This window comes from Paraburkholderia ginsengiterrae (assembly GCF_001645125.1).
Classification (GTDB): domain Bacteria; phylum Pseudomonadota; class Gammaproteobacteria; order Burkholderiales; family Burkholderiaceae; genus Paraburkholderia; species Paraburkholderia ginsengiterrae.
This window is the reverse complement of record NZ_LXKA01000220.1, coordinates 41,878-60,977: the sequence shown is the minus strand read 5'-3', so window position 1 is coordinate 60,977 and position 19,100 is coordinate 41,878. Positions and strand designations below refer to the sequence as shown.

The following is a 19,100-nucleotide window of genomic DNA, read 5'->3' as shown; positions in this document are numbered from 1 at the left end:
GTGCCTCTGACAAACGGCAATAAAAGCGTTTTGTGAATATAAAACGCAATGATGGTCAAAGAAAAGCGGCCGGGCGGCCGCGCGATCGTAACTGCTGCGGTAAATCAGGCGTGCGGTGTGAAGATCTCCTGCGCATGCACCTTGGCACGCCGTGCACCTTCAATGTGATCCCGCAATAGAGCGGCGGCGCGCAACAGGTCGTGCTGCGCAATCGCGTCGAGAATGGCGAGGTGTTCCAATGCCTGCTCCTGACGAGGTTTGCGCGCTCTTGCCTGACGGTACTCGACGAGTCGCCGCAGGCGGTCCATGCGCCGTACCGACTGGGCGATGAAACGGTTGCCGGACCATTTGGCGATCGTTTCGTGAAACTCGCTGATCGCCTCGAACAGCTCGACCGAATTCATCGACAGATAGCCGCCTTCGGCGATAAAGCGCTGCCGGCGCCGCAATTCCTCCAGTTCGACGCGATTCGCGCTGAAGGTCGGCGACATGACGCCAGTCGGCTCGATGGCCGCCCGGAAAAGATAGCTTTCCTCGTAGGCGTCGACCGAATCGATCATCGGCATGAACTGCCAGCCGTGGCCCACCTGGCGCTCGAGCCAGCCTTCTTCCTGCATGCGGGAGAGCACGCGCCGCAGTTCGCTGCGCGAGACCTCGTATTGCCGCATCAGATCGGCTTCGGACAGGACGTCGGGCAGCCGATGCGCAAGACGGTCCTCGGCGATCTTCAGGTACAGCGGATCGTCTGGCTCCTCAAAAAACGGCGCCGCCACATCCGTCACGTCGCGGGCGGGCTTGGCCATGAAGAAGCCGCGATTGGCGTCGTAGTAGACCACCCCGAGCGTCACGAGATGGTGCAGGGCCACGTTTACCGGTGTGCGCGACGTGCCGATTTTCTCCGCAAGAATCGATTCGGCGAGGCGGTCGCCGATGGCGAGATCTTCACGCCTTGCCAGCGCAAGTATCTCCCGCGTCACGCGGGTTTGTAGCGGGGTCAGGGCCGCAGTGGTGGTGTCTTCGGAGGAGCGCATGGGGATCGCGGGCAAAGGACGGCCGTTCACGACCGCCCGGTAAGGCGATGCATCTGAAAGACCGATCTGCGATTTTGCCATTGCCTGCTTCTCCGGTGACTGCCGGTTTCGAGTTGCGCCAGGGTAACCACCGAGCACAAGGTTGTTTGCCTATTGCGTTTTATGATCATAGAATGCACAACATCGAAACGCAAGCAGCCCTGCATTGCCCTGGAGAAAACCCCGATGTCCCGCACCATTCCCAATCAGACCGTCGAATTTGTCAGCGTCGTCGACGCGATGTCGTCTCTCGACGCGGCGCAGTTCGCCCGCATGCCGTATTGCGTGCGGGTGTTCGCAGAGAACGTCGTACGCCGGCAGCCTGCCGCGGACGCCGCGCGCTATTTGCAGGCGCTGGCCGCGCGTTGTCACGACGTCGACTTTCCTTACTATCCGGCGCGCGTCGTCTTGCAGGATCTGCTCGGCACCCCGGCGCTGGTCGATCTTGCGGGTATGCGCGACGCGGTTGCGGAAGCGGGCGGCGATGCCACCACAATCAACCCCGTCGTGCCCACGCATCTCGTGGTCGACCATTCGCTGAATGTCGAGGTTGCCGGGAGCGACCCTGAAGCGATGTCGAAGAACATGGCGATCGAGCAGACCAAGAACGCCGAACGCTTTGAATTTCTGGCGTGGTGCAAGCAGGCGTTTTCGAATCTTGACGTACTGATGCCTGGCAACGGCATCCTGCATCAGGTAAACATCGAATATCTGTCGCCAGTCATCCAGGTGAAAGACGGCGTGGCCTACCCCGATACGCTCGTCGGCACGGATAGCCATACGACCATGATCAATGCGCTTGGCGTGCTGGGTTGGGGTGTGGGTGGCATCGAGGCGGAATCAGTGATGCTCGGGCGCGCGGTGTGGTTGCGCTTGCCGACCATCGTCGGCGTGGAACTCAAAGGCTTCCGGCAGCCAGGCGTGACGGCGACCGATCTGGTGTTGGGCATCACCGAGTTTCTGCGTAAGCAGATGGTGGTCGGTACCATCATCGAGTTTTACGGCGATGGCGCGCGCGCGATGACCCTGAGCGACCGGGCAACCATTTCCAACATGGCGCCTGAATTCGGCGCCACCGCAGCGCTCTTTGCGATCGACGAGAAGACACTCGACTTCATGCGTGTGACTGGCCGGTCGGATGCACAGATCGCGCTGACGGAAAGTTACGCGAAGGCGCAAGGTCTATGGGCGGACGATCTTGCCGAAGCCGAATATGATCGGACTTTGTCGTTCGACCTATCGGGTGTGGGCCGCGCGCTCGCGGGGCCGTCCAACCCGCACGACCGTGTGCCGTTGTCAGCGCTCGTCAGCCAGGGTATCGCTCGACCGGCTGCGCAACTCGCCACCGAGAAGGAAGAGTCGTCTGAAATCAGACTCGACGATGGCGCCATCGTCATCGCTGCGATTACGAGCTGCACCAACACATCGAACCCGCGCAACATGATCGCCGCGGGCCTGGTCGCCCGTAAGGCGGTCGCACTCGGGCTGCAGCGCAAACCGTGGGTGAAAACATCGCTCGCTCCCGGATCGAAACCGGTGGAATGCTACCTGCGGGAGGCGGAGCTGATGGCGCCGCTCGAGGCGCTTGGTTTCGGCATCATCGGCTTCGGCTGCACGTCGTGCAACGGTATGTCGGGACCTCTGCCAAAAGAGATCGAAGCGGACATCGTGAAGCGGGATGTTCATGCCGTCGCTGTCCTTTCAGGGAACCGTAATTTCAATGGCCGCATTCATCCGCGGGTGAAGGAAGCGTTTCTCGCGTCACCGCCGCTGGTGGTCGCCTATGCGATTGCCGGCACGATCAATGTCGACATCGAAAACGGTGTGGTCGCTACGGACAAGGACGGCAACCCCGTGTATCTGAAGGATCTATGGCCGACGGATGAAGAGATCGACGCGCTACTCAAGGCGAGCATCCATGGCGAACAGTACCTGAGCATTTACGCGGAGATGTTTCGCAAAGCCGGCCAGCTGGAAGGTAGCGAGGCAGTGCCGGCACGCTTTCCGTGGCGCGAAGATAGCAACTATATCCGCCGCCCGCCCTATTGGCAGGCGAGCCTCACGCAGCCTGCGCGATTCCAGCAGATGCGCGCCATTGGCGTGTTCGGAGACAACGTCACGACAGATGACCTGTCGCCGTCGGGCGCGATTCTTCCCGAAAGCGCGGCAGGCGAGTATCTGATCGCCAAGGGCGTCAATGCGGCGGAGTTCAACTCGTATGGCACGCGGCGAGGTGATCATAAGGTGGCCATTCGGGCGACCTTTGCGAACAACCGCTTGCGCAATGAAATGGCCGGTGGGAAGGAAGGCTCCCTCACCCGGATGGAACCGGAGGGCACCACGATGCGTCTCTTCGATGCAGCAGAACGCTATATGGAGCGTGGGCAGGAACTCATCGTCGTGGCAGGGAAGAACTACGGCGCGGGATCGTCCAGGGACTGGGCCGCGAAAGGCGTTCGTCTTATCGGAGTGCGCGCTGTCGTCTGCGAAAACTTCGAGCGCATTCACCGTTCGAACCTGGTCGGCATGGGTGTGCTGCCGCTCGAATTCTCGGAAGGAGTGACTCGGCGCACGTTGGCGCTCGATGGATCGGAGACGTTTTCGATCGAAGGTATCGATGGCGCGATCGAACCGGGTAGCCTTCTGACGCTGCGTATCGGACGCCGCAACGGCGAAACGTTCAGTACGTCAGTGAAGTGTCGAATCGACACACTTGAAGAAGCGCAGATATTCGAGGCTGGCGGTTTGCTGCCACGTATCGCGAACGAATGCATCGCTGCGGCCTGAGGCAACGAAAGCTATGAAACCGATTTTTGCCTACGTTGGCTGTCGCACGACACGCGAAAGAAACGCGCGCGGCCGCGGCATCAGCGTCTTTGCAGTCGATCCGGTGAACCAGCGCTGGGAACTGACGGATATCTGCGAGGTCCCTGACAACCCGTCCTTTCTCGCATTGAACGCGCGGCAGGATGTCCTCTATGCGGTTCATGGGGACGGCAGCGAGCTTAGCAGCTATCGCGTCGAACATTCGAGCGGACGTTTGAGCCTGTTGAACCGGCAATCATGCGAAGGCACAAACCCCGTACATCTTGCGTTCTCGCGCGACGGCTTCTCGCTCATCGTCGCCAATTACGCAACAGGGACCGTGGCCCGGATTCCAGTCGGGCCGGAGGGCGAACTGGCACCTGTGTCCTCGCTCGTTTCGCTGTCGGGCACGCTGGGTCCGCACCGGACCGAACAAGCCGGATCCCATCCGCATCAGGTATCCCGCTACGCCACGACGCGATACAACACCAACTGGCACATCGTCCCGGACAAGGGACTCGATACGGTGTTCGCGATTCAATGGCTCGAGAGCGGCGAACCGCGCGTTGTTGGACGCCGATGCAGGTCCGGCGCGGGTCCCCGGCATGCAGCGTTTCATCCGACGTTGCCGCTCGTCTACGTGGCAAACGAACTGGATTCGACCGTCACGGCATGGGGCTTTGATGTCTTCACCGGAGTGCTGGAACCGCTGCATACCGTTTCGGTGATTCCCTGCAACGCCCACTGCGATACGAGCGCCGCCGGCATTGCGATCGATCCCGCGGGACGGACGCTTTACGTGTCCAACCGCGGTCATGACTCGGTTGCGACGTTGCCGCTCAACGGCACAAGTGGACTGCCAGGTCAGCCGCGATGGACCGACACCCAGGGCAATTTTCCGCGGTTCATCAGTCTGGACCCTTCGGGCCGTTATCTGTACGTCGCCAACGAGCGATCCGACAGCATCGTCCAGTACGCGCTCGACAGGTCGAGCGGCATGCCTTCGCCAACGGGACAGGTGGTGCACACCGGCAGTCCCGTATGCATCGTATTCAAAACCGTTCAGGAGTAGCACGTGACTCAAACCAGAATTCCAGCCGTCTATATGCGCGGTGGCACCAGCAAAGGGGTGTTCTTTCGGGCCGATAGTTTGCCGTTGGACCCGGCAGAGCGAGACTGGATTCTGCTGCGCGTCATCGGCAGTCCCGATCCCTATGAGAAGCAGACGGATGGCATGGGTGGTGCGACATCCAGCACGAGCAAAGTGGTGCTCGTGGGGCCTTCCTCGCGCCCGGACTGCGATGTCGATTATCTGTTCGGTGCCGTGTCGATCGACAAACCGGTGATCGACTGGTCCGGCAATTGCGGGAATCTGACGTCGGCCGTGGGTCCCTTTGCCATTTCGCAAGGTCTGGTCAACGCGCCTGCGGATGGCATCGCGACCGTGCGAATCTGGCAGGCGAACATCAACGCAAGAATCATCGCGCATGTGCCAACGAACAATGGCCAGGTCGAAGAGGAGGGCGGATTTGAGCTCGATGGTGTAACGTTTCCGGCCGCCGAAATCCGCATCGAATTTCTTGACCCAGGTGGCAGCGACGAGGGCGACCAGCTCTCGGGCGGCATGTTTCCGACGGGCAACGTCGTCGACGCCATCGACGTTCCAGGTTACGGGACTTACCAGCTCACGCTGATCAATGCGGGCAATCCCGCTATTTTCATCAACGCGGAAGATCTCGGGCTGAAGGGCAGCGAGATGCAACGCGACATCAACGACGATGAAGCACTCCTTGCCAAATGTGAAGCTATCCGCGCGCACGCGGCGGTGAGAATGGGCCTGGCGGCGACTCCGCAGGAGGTGACTGAGTTGCGCCCCCATACACCGAAACTGGCGTTCGTTGCATCGCCACGTGCCTACACCGCGTCTAGCGGCAAACGGGTTGAACCGGCAATGGTGGATATCAACGCGCGAATCCTGTCGATGGGAAAGTTGCATCACGCAATGACCGGCACTGGCGCGGTGGCCATAGCCGTTGCGGCAGCGATACCCGGAACGGTCGTGAACGTGCTGATGCCGGCGCCCCGGGCGGAACAGATACGGTTCGGCCATCCTTCGGGCGTGATGGCGGTAGGCGCCGAAGCGGAACAACGCAATGGCACATGGGTGGTCAGCAAGGCAATCATGAGCCGGAGCGCCCGCCGCCTGATGGAAGGTCACGTGCTGGTGCCGACCCCGCTGGCACATAACTCATCCCGCTGAAACCGGCAGAACGTTTAAGGTCCGCTTGCGGAATCCACTATAAAAAGGAGACGTCCATGAATTTCCCGCTTCGCCGTCTTGCGATGCTCACTATAGTGTCGAGCGCTTTCTGCGCATGTGCCGCTCATGCGGACGAAAAGATCACGATCATCGTCGGCGGTATGAACAAGCTGATTTATCTTCCACCGAAGCTGGCGGAAAGCCTGGGTTATTTCAAAGACGAGGGACTCGATGTCGAACTTCAGTCCCAGCAGGCGGGTGTCGACGCCGAAAATGAACTGCTCGCGGGAGCCGCCCAGGCGGTCGTCGGCTTCTATGATCATTCGATCGACTTGCAGGCGAAGGGCAAGGCCGTTGAATGCATTGTTCTTTTCGGGCTTGTGCCCGGAAGCATGGAAATGGTCCGCGTCGACGCCGCGAACCAGATCAGGAACATGGGCGATATCAAAGGGAAAACGCTCGGCGTGACGGGGCTGGGTTCCTCATCCACTTTCCTCGGGCAATATCTGGCGTCGCAATACGGTCTGAAAACGAGTGATTATTCGATGCTGCCTGTAGGTGCCGGAAATAGCCTGATAGCGTCCTTCAGACAGAAGCGCGTCGATGTGGCGTGGACGACAGAACCGACGACATCGTTGCTGCGTACAAGTGGCGATGCGAAGGTTCTCGTTGACCTGAACAGCGTCGAAGGAACCCGGGCTGCCTTGGGCGGCCTGTATCCCGCGTCCAGTCTTTATGTGCAGCGCAGCTGGGCGCAGTCACACAAATCCGAGGCCGGCAAGCTCGCCAGGGCCTTTGTCAGAACGTTGCGATTCATTCAAACGCACCCGGCGGAAGACATTGCGGCGAAGATGCCGGCGGACTACTACGGCGGAAACAGGGCCCTTTACGTGCAGGCGTTGAAGGCTTCTCTGCCCATGTACTCGCCAGATGGCAAGATGCCGCCGGGAGGGCCGGAAACGGTCCTGAAAGTGATGAGCGAATTCAATCCCAATATCAAAGGCAAGCATATCGACCTGTCGAGCACCTACACGAACGAGTTCGTGGAGCAGGTCAAATAAGGAGTCGGCATTGATGAAACTGAACGACACAATCGTCTCGGCGCTCGCGCCCAACGGTACGCTGCGTGCAACGATCAATCTGGGTAATCCCATTCTCGCGAACACGGATCAAGCCACGGGAAGACCTTTTGGCGTTTCAGTCGATCTCGCTACTGAGTTGGCTGAGCGGCTGGGAGTGCCGGTCGAGTTTCTTGTGGTCGACGCTGCGGCCAAAGCCGTCGACGCGGTGACAAATGGCCGTGCTGACGTCGGTTTTTTCGCCGTCGATCCTGTTCGTGGAGCAGGTATCGCTTTCAGTTCGCCGTATGTATTGATCGAAGGTTGTTATCTGGTCAGGCAGGATTCACCGATCACCGACATTAGTCAGGTAGACGAATCGCACAATCGCGTGGCGGTCGGCGGCGGCAGCGCGTACGACCTTTTTTTGAGCCGGGAGCTAATTCGGGCCGACATCATTCGTGTCCCGACGTCGCCGGTTGTAGTCGATACTTTTGTCGAGCAAGGCCTCGAGGTTGCTGCCGGGGTGAAACAGCAACTACTTTCCGATGCGATGCGACATAGCGGGCTGCGCCTTCTGGAAGAACCGTTTATGGTGATTCAGCAGGCGATGGGGGTGGCGAAAGCGCGGGGGGATGCCGCGACGCAACTGCTGGAGGCGTTCGTTGAAGAACTGAAAACATCAGGTCACATTGCCGGCCTGCTGGCGCGGCACGACATACGCGGTGCTACGGTAGCGCCCCCTGCAAAATGAGGCTGGACTTAGGGATGCGCGACGAAATGTGAAGAGGGCGTGCGTCCGCTATAAGTTCCCAATCGGCCATTCCAGCCCCATGGGCGACTGACTCTTGACGGTCGGCCACGGTCTGACGCGTCGGACGGCGATCGGCCAGGAGGAAACACTCGTCGCGGCCATCGTTTGGACATTCGTGGAACTGCTTCGCTTCGTCAACGGCCGCTCGACCACCTTTGTTGCACGTCGCGTCGCCGGCCACAGCCGTCATTAGTCGCTCAAAGACTCAACGGCTAGTATGGATTTCTCACCCGACGATGGTCGGCCGGTCCAGGCGAACTTCCCGGTCAAGAGGAGGAGCCGTCGCGGATGGCCCGCCCGGCGGCATTTGTCTTCTGCCGGCGGTATCAAACCGCCGGTCGCGGTGCTACCCAATAACCCGATGCAGCCGTCCCGGCTGCCCCCGAAGCTCCCGAACATGGGGGCGCCTTGAGGGTTCGGGCCGCATCCGATCGCCTCAATCTGCTTGATCAGTTGGCAATCGATGCGCCGCTGATCGCATCGTTTAAAACTGACGATGCAATGACGCCGTCACGCTTCTTTTTTGCAACGAAGTCATCGAGCCAGCGAGCAGCTCTTTTGGCCGCAAGATCGCACTGCAGTGCGGCACACTTCGCCACGAACTCCAGACAGCTTGTCAGCAAAAGTGAACTCTCGATCCATTGCTGGGGTAGGGAGCACTTTCGCCGTGCCCATCTAGGGCGGTATGGCGCGCAACTCAGTCGAAACGCAGCTTGTGCAGGTGTCGGCGGCCCGGACCGACAATAACCAGCTTTACCCTGGTGACTCAGCGCCTTGCCAATTTGTGCTCACCATCAAAAATTATGCACCCGGAGAATGAGTTATCCGCAAACCGGGCGACGCCGCACCCGCAGCTAGCCTTGGCGATACCTTGCCAAGCACGGGATGCGACGCCAAAAGGATTTCACGATGCACGTAGACGAAACGGCCACCTACTACACGGCCACGAAAAAGTATGAGCTGAGCTTTCCTTCTCTCGAAGACGACGTTCAGGCCGAGGTCGTCATCATCGGCGGCGGTTTCTCCGGGATTCATACCGCGCTCGAACTGGCTGAGCAGGGCGTGACGGATGTCGTCGTGCTCGAAGCGCGTTATCTCGGGTATGGCGGCACTGGCCGCAACGGCGGACAGGTGATGGCCGGCATCGGGCATGACCTGGATGCGATCCGGAGCGACGTAGGCGACGACGGCGTAAAAGCGATTCTCGCGCTCAGCGATCTCGGCCCGCAGATCATGCGCGAGCGTATCGCCAAGTACAACATCGACGCGGATTTCCGGAGCGGCTACGGCTATATGGCCTACAACGCGCGCCAGGCCAAAACGTTGCGCGGTTGGGAGAATGACTTCAAGTCGCTGGGTTCGCCCTACGAGATTCAGTATGTCGAAGGAAGCGACGTGCGCAAAATCATTGGCTCCGACGTATACCAGGCCGGCTTGCTTCACATGGGCGGCGGACACGTGCATTCGTTGAACCTGCTGCTCGGCGAGGCGACAGCGGTGTCGGAAATCTACGGCGCGCGCATCTTCGAAAACAGTCCCGCGCTGGAAATCACGTATGGCGAACGCATTCGTGTGCGAACCGCCAAGGGCACCGTGACCGCCAAAAAACTGGTTTGGGCCTGCGATGGCTTCAACAACGGTATCGAGCCGGAACTGCATCGCAGCACGATCAATGTCTACGCGTACAACTCGATGACCGAGCCGCTGAGCGCGGAGGTAATCCGGCAGATCAGTCCGATCCACGGCGCATATAGCGACATTCGCCCTGTCATCAACTACTACCGTGTGACCAACGAGAACCGGTTGCTATTCGGCTCGTCCACGGCGCTCGTCGAACATATTCCTTCGAACCTGAAGGAATGGAACCGCAAGCTGATGCTTGAAGTGTTCCCTTATTTGAAGGACGTGCAGATCGATCTGGCGTGGGGCGGCCCGATGGCGTCCACGCGCAATCTGTTCCCACAGATCGGCACCTTGCGGGATCGGCCCAACGTGTTCTTCGTGCAGGGCTATTCAGGATTCGGCGTCACGCCCAGCCAGATCATCTGCAAGATTCTCTCGGAAGGCATTCTGGGCGGCTCTGAACGATATCGGCTGGTCAGTTCGATCCCGCGCGCCAGCATTCAGGGCAAGGACAAGTACCGAGCGGTGCTAGTCACGCTGGGCAAGGTCATGCATCAGACGTCGGGTTACTGGCACGGTCGCCGTTGACGTCATCACATCCATCGAAGTCACATCAATTTCAACGGAGTTCAGGATCATGAGTTTCACAGCAATCAAACATGGCGTCGCACTTTCGGAACTGGACGCATGGGGCAGCCTCACCGGCCTCGGCGGCGAAATTCTGGATGGCAGCGATGTCCAGGCTTTCGGGAAATTCACGCACGGCGCGCCCACCGATGCGATTTCAGCGGGCTATTTCGGCACCTCGAAGGGCAAGTTCCGCCTCGTCTATCCGTTTAGCGAACAGGCCACGCTGCTTGCCGGCGAGATCAGGATAACCGACGAATCCACCGGCGAAACCCGTCATTTTCGACCGGGCGATACGTGGTTTGTGACTAAGGGCACGCCAACCGTCTGGGAAGTCATCGGTGACGAATTCACAAAGCACTATCTGTCGTTCGCATAAGTCTGTTGCAGGCTCACTGCTCGCGCGCCCGTCAGTCAGGGTTTTGCTGGGCGCGCGGGTCATTGAAGGATCGCAACGCCGGTCGCCCAACAGGCGCGGCGCGGCCACTGTAGGCGTTCACCGGATCGTCCAGCGACGCGTCATGCAAAGGAGGACGCACACGATGAGAGATACCCGCCAAACCACCGTTTGCGCGGAGCTCGCGCATCCGTCGGAGTTGACCGACCTGCTACTGTATTGCGTTGCGGCCGTGCAGGTCGAACCGGCCGGCGCGCCGGGCTGGTTCCGGCGTTACCGCAGCGCGCTCGCGGCGGTGATTTCCCGTGAAGAAGATGTATCGGACATTCTGTTGAGGCTGCCCGACTGCTGGAATATCGTCGATCACGCGCGCTGCAAAGGGTTGCACGATGAACCCGATATCGTGAGTGCGGACCCGCGCTTCAAATACGGCTTCGTCGACGCCAGTTGCGCGATCGTCGCCCACGACGACGGTGTGCGTTTCGTTCTGCTCATGCAGATTAACGCCGCCGAAGCTGCACTGTTGCCGCAGCGGCCGTTTCGCGAACGCACATCGTTCGAGCAGTGCATTTGCACCGTCTAGAAAATCGACACGTTTTCGTGTTGATAGCTTTGGCGCAAATCCGCTCAGTGTTTGCCCGTAATGTCGATGGCGATGCCAATTTGGGCTAACGCACAACAATTGGGCTGCTTAGAGTCCATCCAATCCGGTCGCGTAGCCAGGGTCTTCGCGGCACGACGACCGCCGCGCGCCCATGCGCATGTTACGAGGCGGGCGCTGCATTCGAGCAGCCCATCAGCTGCGAGCGGGCATCCGCGAGCAACCCGTGAGCGACTGCTGCTGTCCAGCTGTGAAACCTGCCAACTGAAACCTGTCATCCTTAGCCACGAGAGTGATGCGATGAATAACGTTGCAAACGTTGCCTTGAGCGAAGCCGCTCAGAAATTCCTGTCCCGCGAACACTGTCTCTTTATCAATGGCGGTCCGCAGTCCGCGCATTCGTCGCGCCGTCTTGATGTATTCAATCCCGCGACGGGCGAAGTCCTCACGACGGTGCCGGACGCCGACGCACAGGATGTCGATCGTGCCGTAGCCAACGCGCGCGACGCATTCGATCAGCGCGTGTGGAGCGGTCTACGCCCCGCCGACCGCGAACGTATCCTGCTGCATTTCGCGGACGTCCTCGAAGACAATGCAGAAGAACTCGCCCAGCTCGAAACGCTGAATCAGGGCAAGTCGATCAACATCGCCCGAGCGATCGAAGTTGGCGCAAGTGTCGAGTATGTTCGCTATATGGCGGGATGGGCCACCAAGATTACCGGCGAAACGCTCGACGTGTCGATTCCGTTTCCGCCCGGCGCACGCTACACGGCATTCACGCGCAAGGAGCCAGTCGGCGTCGTCGCGGGTATCGTGCCGTGGAATTTCCCGCTGATGATCGCGATCTGGAAGCTGATTCCGGCATTGGCGGCAGGCTGCACCATCGTTATCAAGCCGTCGCCGGAAACGCCATTGACCGCGTTGCGACTCGCCGAACTCGCTATCCAGGCGGGTATCCCGCCGGGCGTATTCAACGTTGTGACGGGCGGTCGCGAATGCGGCTCGGCACTTGCCGCACACCCAGGCGTCAACAAGATCTCGTTTACCGGTTCGACCCCGACCGGAAAACTGGTCGGCGCGGCGGCGGGGCAGAACATGACACGCTTTTCGCTTGAACTGGGCGGCAAGAATCCGGCCATCATGCTGGCCGATGTCGACGTGGATCAGGCGGTGCAGGGTGCGCTCGCAGGCGGGTTCCTGAATCAGGGACAGGTGTGTGCGGCGGTCTCGCGCATCTACGTGCATCGCAGCAAATACCGGCAGATTGCCGACGGTCTGGCCGATATGGCCAACGCGATGACACTTGGCCCCGGTCTCGATCCGTCCGCGCAGATCAACCCGCTGGTGTCGAGCCAACATCGCGATCGCGTCGAGCAGCATATCGCGCAGGCGAGGCACGACGGTCTGCGTTTTCTGGCGGGCGGCACGCGCGTCGATGTGGCTGGCTACTACGTGCGTCCGACCGTGATCGCCGATGTGCCGCACGACGCGGCGATCATCCGCGACGAAGTGTTCGGGCCGGTCCTTGCGCTCGTCCCTTTCGACGATCCCGCCGACGCGTTGCGCCTCGCTAACGACTCGCCCTATGGTCTTGCCGCAAGCCTGTGGACGAACGATCTGCGCGTTGCGATGAACTTGGTCCGCGACATCGACGCCGGCACGGTGTGGGTCAATTCGCATGTGCCGCTCGATCCCAGCATGCCGTTCGGCGGCATGAAACAGTCGGGCATGGGCCGCGAATTCGGCAAGCATGCGGTCGAAGCATTTACCGAAATCAAGTCGGTGTGCATCGCGCATTGACCGACGGCACGCCTCTTTGGTGGCGCTTGTCGGCATTTCGGAAAATTGACGGCTATGTTTTCGAAAATAGACACTGCTATGCTTTGAAATAGCGGCGAAAGCCGGCATTGATAGGATGATTCATTGGCGCGGGTTTCACGCGATGAATCTTTCCGACCGGCATGCGTATGCGGGAGACATAGATGGAGTTCAGGGTCAGCGCGCTCGACGACGTACACGACCATTCGCTCGCGGTGGACGGGTGGGAACAGGTGTACCGTCAGATGACGCCTGGACGGTTCGAAAGTACGCTTGTCCAGGCCTGCGACGACAACTTTCAGTTCTTCCGCGAGTCGACCAACCGTCGCGTCGCGCAGGCGGGCATATCGCCACCAGGCTATTCGTCGATTGCCGTGCCGCTGTACGCGCTTGCGACGGGCACCTTCCAGGGGCATCATGTCGACGGGTTTGCGCTGATGCTGCTCGGACCGGGCGAAGAGTTTCATTTGCACACGCCCGAGTCGATGCACTACATCGGTGTGAGCCTGCCCACGCAACTGATGCAGCAACTTGTCAGCGAAACCGTGGACGAAAGCGCGGTGGCGAAACTGTCGCAAAGCGTGTTGCGCTTGCCGGAAGAGGCCGCCGCCGCGCTTCGACAGCAGCTGGTGCCGTTTCTGGATGCGACGGAACAGAGCGCGGACCGTCTCGACGCGGCCGCTTCCGCGCGACGCTTCCAGGACGAGGTGACGAGCATGTTTCTCAGTCTGTTCGAAGGCGCAACCGGCGACGCGCACGACCTGACGCATGCCACCTATAGCGACATCGTCCGTCGCTGCGAGCGGTTCCTGCAGGAGTACGCCGATCATCCCGTCACCGTGCTCGATCTCTGCCGTATGGTGCGGTGCAGCCGTCGTACGCTGCAAACCAGCTTCCAGCGCGTCGCCAACGTCACGCCAGTGGAGTATCTGCGTTCGCTGCGCCTGAACGCCGTCCGTCGCCTGTTACGCTCCACCAGCGCCCCAGAGCTTCTCATCGGCGATGCGGCGGCGCGTTGGGGCTTCACGCATCTGAGTTACTTCGCCCGCGAGTATCGCGACCTCTTCGGCGAACTGCCTTCGCAAACGCTTCGTAAATCCTGAGCGGCGCTCCCGCGTTTTCGACCACTTCGACGCGTGTCCGGACTCTGTCCCGATGGATCAGGCCGTGCATGTACGGCTACGTGTCGGCGTTTTCCCCAAGCCGATATCGTATTGCCAATTTGTGCTCCCGGTAACCAATTTTGGCTTCCTACATTGCAACTCATCTGCTCTGGATCGGTAGAGCAGGCGGTTCCCCGCTCAATGCGGAAGTGCAATCGGGTGGCTCAGGCGGCCCGATATAAACAATAGTGATGTCAACCGGAGCGAGAGCCATGAGCGTCGCGTTAGAAACCAAGTCTTCGACCGAGTTGCGCCAGGGCGCACTTGGGTTGGGCTTTATCGTTTTCTTTGTCATTTCAGCTGCCGGACCACTGGTGGCTATTGCAGGCGGCTTTCCCATCGGCATCATGCTCGGCAATGGCGCTGGCACACCGTCGCTGGTCGTCGCGACCGTTGCGATCCTGCTGATGTTCGCAGCGGGTTATACGGCGATGTCGCGTCACATTACGAATGCGGGTGGCTTCTATGCATTCACCGCGCGCGGGATGGGCGGCGTCGCGGGCGGCGCGGCCGCGCTGATCGCGCTGCTCGGTTACAACACGATGCAGATTGGTCTGTACGGGATGTTCGGCGCCGTGTGTTCGGGATTCCTGAGCGCGCATTTCGGTATCAATGCGCCGTGGTGGGCGTGCTCTTTCGCGGCGATGGCCAGCATTGCGGTGCTCGGCTACCGGCAGATCGATCTGTCCGCGAAGGTGCTGTCGCTGCTGGTGTTCGGCGAGTACATCGTCGTGCTGATTCTCGATGTCGCCATCCTCAAGTCCGGCGGCGCGCACGGTATCGATCTGGTGTCGTTCAAGCCAGCTACCTTCCTCGGCGGCACGCCCGCAATCGGCTTTCTGTTCTGTTTTGCGAGCTTCATCGGCTTCGAGGCCACCACGATCTATAGCGAAGAAGCGAAGAATCCCAAGCGGACCGTGCCGCTCGCCACTTACATTTCGGTGCTTCTCATTGGCGGCTTCTATGCATTTTCGTTGTGGTGCATCGTGATCGGTGCAGGCAGTGGCGAGATCGTCAAGACACTTACCGCGCTCTCCGATCCGACAACCTTCATGTACTCGCTATCGGATCACTACGCGAACCGCGCGCTGACGGCGGCAATGAGCGTGCTGTTCATCACGAGCGTCTACGCCGGTCTGCTCGCATTTCACAACTCCGCGTCGCGCTATTTCTACGCGAGCGGTCGCGAAGGCCTGTTGCCCGCTTCACTGGGCCGCACACATGCGCTGCATAACAGCCCGCATATTGGCTCGCTGTGGCAATCGGCGATTGCCGCGATCGTGGTGCTGATGTTCGTCCTCGTCCACGCAGACCCGGTCCTGACCCTGTTCTCGTGGCTCACCAATGTCGCGACGCTTTGCATCATTGCGCTGATGACGCTGTCATCCGCGGCGGTCATAGCGTTCTTCGGGCGGATTAAAAACCGAGAAGAAAGCACGCTGCGCGTAAAGGTGTTCCCGTTGATCTCCGGTGTCGCGCTGGTTGCCGTCCTCGCGCTGGCTGTCGTCAACTTCCCGCTGCTCACGGGTGCGGGGCCGCTGCTGTCCTACAGCCTGACCGCGTTGTTGCCGGTGTTCGGCGTGATTGGCGTAATTGCCGCGTTGCGTCTGAAAGCGCGGGATCGGAACGCGTTCGACAGGCTCGGTAGTTCGCGCCTGTAGGCAATCCGCGAGCCGGACCTCGCGACGCATCTATTCGCAGACTTCCACGACTGCTTGTCTGATAAAGGCGGCGGTCCACTTCACACCCGCCGTTTGCGGCACGCTCCGACCGTTTTTCCTGGTTGCATTTCATTTTCCGGTGTTCAGTTCGGTGTCGGGCGTCGCCTGCCACCGCCGATGACGCACGCCCTCGACTTAAAAAACATCATGAAAAAGCACTTATTGCTGTCTTCGCTGCTCTCCTCCCTGCTCGGTGCCGTCGGTATATTCGGTGCGCAAGATGCCAATGCACAGAGCAGTGTCACGCTGTACGGCACCGTCGATGCCGGTGTGATCTATTCCACCAACCAGCAGGTCACTGACGCAGGAGGTGCGGTCCATGGCGGCCACGACGTGCAGGTCGGAGGTGGCAATCTTGTGCCGTCGCGTTGGGGCCTGATGGGAACGGAAGAGCTGGGCGGCGGACTCAAGGCGATGTTTGCGCTCGAAAACCAGTTTCTGACCGGCAATGGTGCCATGCTGCAAAGCGGCTCGCTATTCAGCCGGCAGGCGTGGGTCGGCGTGCGTGACGATCGCTTCGGCACGTTCAGTATGGGACGTCAGTACGACTCATACTCGGATTTCCTCGGCGTCTACGCGTCGAGTAATGTGTGGTCGACGCTCTATGGATCGCACTTCGGCGACGTCGACAACCTGAACGAAGCGTTCAACATGAACAACGCAATCAAGTTCACGAGCTCCGATTTCAGCGGTCTGACGTTCGGCGGCACGTTCAGCTTCGGCGGTCAGGCGGGCGATTTCGGTGCGCGTCGCGGGTACTCGCTCGCAGCCGCCTACAACCACGGGCCGGTATCGCTGAGCGCAGGATATCTGTCGCTGAACGATCCGTTGAACGCCGCGCTAGGCGGTTCGAGCGGCTATATCGGCGACTTCGCGTGCAGCAATCCGGCGGCCATGTATTGCCAGTTGCAGAACGCACGGTCGATGAAGGAGTTCGGCGCGGGCGGATCGGTAGTTGTCGGAAAGGCTACGGTGGCCCTCGTCTATACGCATACGCGTCTCGAAGACAGCGCCTATTTCAAAAGTGCCACGCGTCCCAATGGCTCGACTGCGACCTTCGACATTGCGGAGTTGAACACGGTCTATACGCTGACGCCGGACTGGTCACTCGGCGCTGCGTATATCTTCAACAACGTGCGCGTGAGTGGCGCAAGCTCGACGCGTTTTCATCAATTGAATCTCGGTGCGACGTACTCGCTGTCCAAGCGTACGGCGCTCTACGCGGTCGGGATTGCACAAAAGGCTTCGGGTGCAGGGCTGGGTGTCGATCCGGCCACGGGCTCGTCTGCGAACTACGCACAGATCCCGAATCTGGTGAACAGCAACTCTGACCGTCAACTTGCCTTGATGGCGGGCATTCGCGTCAACTTCTGATGAAGTGAGATCCCGGGCATGGTTGTCATGCCCGGACCGCTTTGCGCACGGCGTTCGACGACACGGTTTTTCGCGAGGGCCGCAGACTGATTTGAGCACTGAGGGCGAAGACGTCGATGCACCAGAACCTGATCGATATGCGGCACGCGATGGACCATTTCGGCGACAAGTTGACCATCATGCGTAGCATCGCAGACAGGATGAAACAGTTTTATACCGGCAGTTGAACAACGACGATTTCACAGTGATCTATGCGACGCGCTCGATGCATGCCCTGACGGATTATCCGCGTGAAGACTTCATTCGCAATGCTGTGCGTACGCTGCCGTCGCTGACGGAAACCGAACCTATTGCTACCGCGCCACATCTCGACCCTACCGCAAGTACGCATCCGCTTGAAGTGATACCCGTACTCTAGGTCACATGACAGGGGGCTAACGCTATGTTTCACTACCTTGATAAGTACGCGCTCGACGGCAACGCAACAAAGGCGATTTTCGAGCACTTCCGGAATCTGCTTACTGCTGCTGCAATATTGGCGGCAGGGCAATGGCTATCCAAGCATGGCATGGCCGCGAATGTTCACGGTCTGGTGAAACAGCCAGACGGAGGCGTACTGTCGATGATCGGCATAGGGCTGATAGTGATCGCCGTCATGAACGCTCAGGTAAAAATGCTCTGGGTGGGGTATAAGGGTCTATGGATCGTGCTTATGTGGGCAGTGCACATCGGCTTCGCTGTCGGTGGCCTCTTCGCCTACTCAATGCTTCATTGAATGGCCTGCGGCCCCGACGCTGAATGCGCTGGCTTTAGTGTGCGCGGGGACGTTCTTGGCGCCCGGACTTTTTTAAGCACGACATTGGGGAGACGGCTGGCCCTTGGTGTAAGAGCAGGGCCTTCGAATCGACACCCCTATAGGCTGCGTCAGATATTCGCTGAGGTCGCATGCAAGTGCGAGTCCGACATTCAATTGAGCAACGCATTTCGATGGCGAATGACCGACACTGGCCGATTCTGTTGAAAAAGTCGCCGTAGATGCGGAATGTTGGGTATCCTGGGAGACATCGAACGACGGGAGTGAATCGTCATGACGGCTCGATTGGACGGCGGACAGGACGAGCTCTTCCACTCGTTCAACCTCGACAACCACGTCCCGCAATCACACCTGTTGAGAGGCATTGATCGCTTCCTTGATCTGCGAGATCTGCGTCAACACCTCGCACCGTTTTACAACCCGATGGGTCGTCCATCAATTGACACGGAGCTCATGATCCGGATGTTGATCGTGGGTTACTGCTTTGGCATCCGGTCCGAGCGACGTCTATGCGAAGAGGTGCATCTGAACCTCGCATACCGCTGGTTCTGCCGGTTAGGTCTGGAGGATGCCGTACCGGAACACTCATGAAGCTGCACGTGATGAAGCGAGGCGTATCGCGACAACCCCAGAATACAAACAGTCGCGCCGGCAGCGAAAGAAGGTGGAAATGCTCTTCGCCCACCTCAAACGCATCCTCAAACTTGATCGCTTGCGACTGCGTGGCCCAAGCGGTGCCCATGATGAGTTTCTGATGGCAGCAACTGCGCAAAATCTGCGAAGAATGGCCAAGTGGCTCATGCCTGACGGTAAGCAGACAAACGAGGCGGCTACATGACGAGAAACGGGGGGCGTCGCACCTTGCAGGACCGCTGCCTCTCTGAACTTTCCAGCTCGGAACGTATTGCCAAAGCCCGTGCCCCAATCAAAACGCGACTTTTTCAACAAAATCGAC

16 protein-coding genes and 1 pseudogene are annotated in these 19,100 nt (G+C 59.7%); 15 read left to right on the top strand and 2 right to left on the bottom strand.

Features of this window, described 5'->3' with window-relative positions; translation table 11 throughout:
• Window positions 1–104: 104 nt before the first annotated feature.
• The gene (locus tag A6V37_RS16320) at window positions 105–1,112 is read right to left on the bottom strand and encodes a GntR family transcriptional regulator (RefSeq protein ID WP_244174038.1); all 1,008 of its coding nucleotides are present in this window, start codon (window positions 1,110–1,112) and stop codon (window positions 105–107) included.
• A gap of 144 nt (window positions 1,113–1,256) precedes the next feature.
• On the opposite strand from A6V37_RS16320, the gene acnA reads away from it, so the two are divergent.
• Genes acnA through A6V37_RS16295 form a run of 5 tightly spaced genes read left to right on the top strand, consistent with a single transcriptional unit; the run spans window position 1,257 to window position 7,947 of the window.
• On the top strand, window positions 1,257–3,857 hold the full coding sequence (gene acnA, locus A6V37_RS16315) for an aconitate hydratase AcnA (protein ID WP_064269316.1): 2,601 nt from the start codon (window positions 1,257–1,259) through the stop codon (window positions 3,855–3,857).
• Window positions 3,858–3,870: 13 nt separating this feature from the next.
• Window positions 3,871–4,947 carry a lactonase family protein gene (locus A6V37_RS16310; RefSeq protein WP_082902753.1) on the top strand — a complete coding sequence of 359 codons (1,077 nt, stop codon included), beginning with the start codon at window positions 3,871–3,873 and terminating at the stop codon, window positions 4,945–4,947.
• A gap of 3 nt (window positions 4,948–4,950) precedes the next feature.
• Window positions 4,951–6,135, top strand: a complete 1,185-nt coding sequence (gene prpF / locus A6V37_RS16305; protein WP_064269315.1) for a 2-methylaconitate cis-trans isomerase PrpF — start codon at window positions 4,951–4,953, stop codon at window positions 6,133–6,135.
• Window positions 6,136–6,191: 56 nt separating this feature from the next.
• A complete protein-coding gene (locus A6V37_RS16300; protein WP_064269314.1) occupies window positions 6,192–7,196 on the top strand; it encodes an ABC transporter substrate-binding protein in 1,005 nt (334 codons plus the stop codon).
• A 13-nt stretch (window positions 7,197–7,209) separates the two neighbouring features.
• Window positions 7,210–7,947 (top strand): transporter substrate-binding domain-containing protein, encoded by a 738-nt coding sequence (locus A6V37_RS16295; protein WP_064269313.1) that lies wholly within the window; start codon window positions 7,210–7,212, stop codon window positions 7,945–7,947.
• 509 nt (window positions 7,948–8,456) lie between these two features.
• Here A6V37_RS16295 and A6V37_RS40755 read toward each other — a convergent pair.
• On the bottom strand, window positions 8,457–8,606 hold the full coding sequence (locus A6V37_RS40755; protein ID WP_157447880.1) for a hypothetical protein: 150 nt from the start codon (window positions 8,604–8,606) through the stop codon (window positions 8,457–8,459).
• 310 nt (window positions 8,607–8,916) lie between these two features.
• Between A6V37_RS40755 and A6V37_RS16285 the strand changes: the two genes are divergently transcribed.
• The 10 genes and pseudogenes from A6V37_RS16285 to A6V37_RS42375 all read left to right on the top strand — a co-directional run bounded on the left by A6V37_RS16285 (window position 8,917) and on the right by A6V37_RS42375 (window position 18,983).
• Window positions 8,917–10,218 (top strand): NAD(P)/FAD-dependent oxidoreductase, encoded by a 1,302-nt coding sequence (locus A6V37_RS16285; protein WP_064286136.1) that lies wholly within the window; start codon window positions 8,917–8,919, stop codon window positions 10,216–10,218.
• A 49-nt stretch (window positions 10,219–10,267) separates the two neighbouring features.
• Window positions 10,268–10,636 carry a cupin domain-containing protein gene (locus tag A6V37_RS16280; RefSeq protein ID WP_064269310.1) on the top strand — a complete coding sequence of 123 codons (369 nt, stop codon included), beginning with the start codon at window positions 10,268–10,270 and terminating at the stop codon, window positions 10,634–10,636.
• Between the two features lie 163 nt (window positions 10,637–10,799).
• On the top strand, window positions 10,800–11,237 hold the full coding sequence (locus tag A6V37_RS16275; protein ID WP_082902752.1) for a hypothetical protein: 438 nt from the start codon (window positions 10,800–10,802) through the stop codon (window positions 11,235–11,237).
• A 318-nt stretch (window positions 11,238–11,555) separates the two neighbouring features.
• Window positions 11,556–13,055 (top strand): aldehyde dehydrogenase family protein, encoded by a 1,500-nt coding sequence (locus A6V37_RS16270; protein WP_064286135.1) that lies wholly within the window; start codon window positions 11,556–11,558, stop codon window positions 13,053–13,055.
• A gap of 182 nt (window positions 13,056–13,237) precedes the next feature.
• Entirely contained in the window at window positions 13,238–14,176 is a 939-nt protein-coding gene (locus A6V37_RS16265; RefSeq protein WP_064269308.1) for a helix-turn-helix domain-containing protein, read from the top strand.
• Between the two features lie 272 nt (window positions 14,177–14,448).
• The gene (locus tag A6V37_RS16260; RefSeq protein WP_064269307.1) at window positions 14,449–15,897 is read left to right on the top strand and encodes an APC family permease; all 1,449 of its coding nucleotides are present in this window, start codon (window positions 14,449–14,451) and stop codon (window positions 15,895–15,897) included.
• 207 nt (window positions 15,898–16,104) lie between these two features.
• Complete coding sequence (locus A6V37_RS16255) at window positions 16,105–17,331, top strand: porin (RefSeq protein ID WP_064269327.1); 1,227 nt, start codon at window positions 16,105–16,107, stop codon at window positions 17,329–17,331.
• A gap of 442 nt (window positions 17,332–17,773) precedes the next feature.
• A complete protein-coding gene (locus A6V37_RS16245) occupies window positions 17,774–18,106 on the top strand; it encodes a hypothetical protein (protein ID WP_064269305.1) in 333 nt (110 codons plus the stop codon).
• Between the two features lie 312 nt (window positions 18,107–18,418).
• A pseudogene (locus A6V37_RS42380) lies at window positions 18,419–18,733 on the top strand (IS1182 family transposase); the annotation flags it as partial.
• On the top strand, window positions 18,714–18,983 hold the full coding sequence (locus A6V37_RS42375; protein ID WP_075643506.1) for a transposase: 270 nt from the start codon (window positions 18,714–18,716) through the stop codon (window positions 18,981–18,983). The pseudogene A6V37_RS42380 and the gene A6V37_RS42375, both read left to right, overlap by 20 nt.
• Window positions 18,984–19,100 lie beyond the last annotated feature (117 nt).